The sequence below is a fragment of the Pseudomonas fluorescens genome (genome assembly GCF_000802965.1).
GTDB lineage: Bacteria > Pseudomonadota > Gammaproteobacteria > Pseudomonadales > Pseudomonadaceae > Aquipseudomonas > Aquipseudomonas fluorescens_A.
Window position 1 is genome coordinate 1 of sequence record NZ_JSAK01000036.1, and the last position, 1,572, is coordinate 1,572.

Annotated in this window: 1 protein-coding gene; it reads right to left on the reverse strand. The window is 55.9% G+C overall.

Annotated elements, in window-relative coordinates; genetic code table 11:
* Positions 1–639: 639 nt before the first annotated feature.
* Positions 640–1,572 (reverse strand): IS66 family transposase (gene tnpC / locus NL64_RS30730; protein WP_034151001.1); only part of this gene is annotated, 933 nt, incomplete at its 5' end.

Consider the following 1,572-nt stretch of genomic DNA (forward strand, 5'->3'; position numbering starts at 1 on the left):
TCGTAAGCGTCCGGCAAAGGCATCTGGCCCGAAGTCGGAAATGGCGCAACAACTGATAGCTTCCTTTAACCATCGCCACTTCTAGGGGGATGTTACGCGCGCAAGATGATGGGGCCGTAGTGACAGGACCACCCTCAAAAACAATGGTGATCCGTATAATTACATTAGACGGGGATTTAAGAGGTTTCAGGTACAGCAGGGACTATCGCTTGCGGCCGGCTTCCGTCGCAATTTTTCATAAGTTCGGATCAGTTTTTCGAGTTTTGCTACCAAATGCGGAGCGACAACTCCCGAGTGAATTTGGAAGGGGCAGAATGGGGTGCGCTACGGGGATATATAGGGATAATTAGGGTGTGATGGGGTGTTACGGGGATTATTAGGGAAAATAGGGGGTTATCAGGGGGCGCTGAACTCCAGGGTAACTACCGTTCCGCGGATTAAATGGGGGGAAATGGGGTGTTTGAGAGGGGGATACAGGGAGATTGGGGGATTTATAGGGTGTCTCGGGGCGCTAAAGGGCGGTACGTGGCGTAGATCTACCCCATTGCAACCAATGCTACGAAAAACCATGTTTTGTGGATGATTTTGGGACTATGCGCCGGAATATTCATAAACGCTCCACGACGCGACCTGATGTAATTACACCGGTTGCCACCGATGTGGTAACAACGCCTCAATCTCACTCGCTCGCTGCGTGGGCAGCCGCGTCAGAACATCCTTCAGATAGGCGTACGGATCATGTCCATTTAGCCGTGCTGACTGGATCAAGCTCATGATTGCAGCCGCACGTTTGCCGCTGCGTAGTGACCCGGCGAACAGCCAGTTCGAGCGCCCAAGTGCCCATGGCCGGATTTGATTTTCACACCAATTATTGTCTATGGGCACGGCGCCATCCTCGAGATATCGGATCAACGCGACCCAGCGTTTGAGGCTGTAATCCAGGGCTTTGGCGATGGCCGACCCTTCGGGTACGAGTTCGCGCTGGGCAATCATCCAGGCGTGTAGCGCCTCGATTATCGGAGCCGCTTTTTCCTGCCGTATTCGGTGCCGCATGTCCGGTTCTAGGTCTTTTACTTCACGCTCTATTTCGTAAAGTGCGGCGATGTAATGCAGCGCTTTTTCGGCGATTTGGCTCTTGTTGGTCGCGTGAAGGTCGAAGAACTTGCGGCGAGCATGGGCCATGCAGCCGATCTCCGTGACGCCCAGATCAAAGCTCGCCTTGTAACCGGCGAAGTCGTCGCAGACCAGCTTGCCGTGCCAGTTGTTCAGGAAGGTTCGGGCGTGTTCGCCGGCGCGGCTCGGGCTGAAGTCGTAAACGACTGCCGCCAAGTCGGCGAACTGGCTGGTTGCGTAGGCCCAAACGTAGGCTCGGTGGGTCTTCTTGGCGCCCGGCGTCAGCATCTGTACCGGCGTTTCATCGGCGTGGATCACGCCATGCTCGAGCACTGCTACGCGCAGCGCATCCACCAGTGGCTGTAGCTGCACGCCGCAGGCGCCAACCCATTGCGCCAAGGTCGAACGGGCGACCGCCAGACCAGCTCGGCCGAAAATTTTCTCTTGTCGATACAGCGG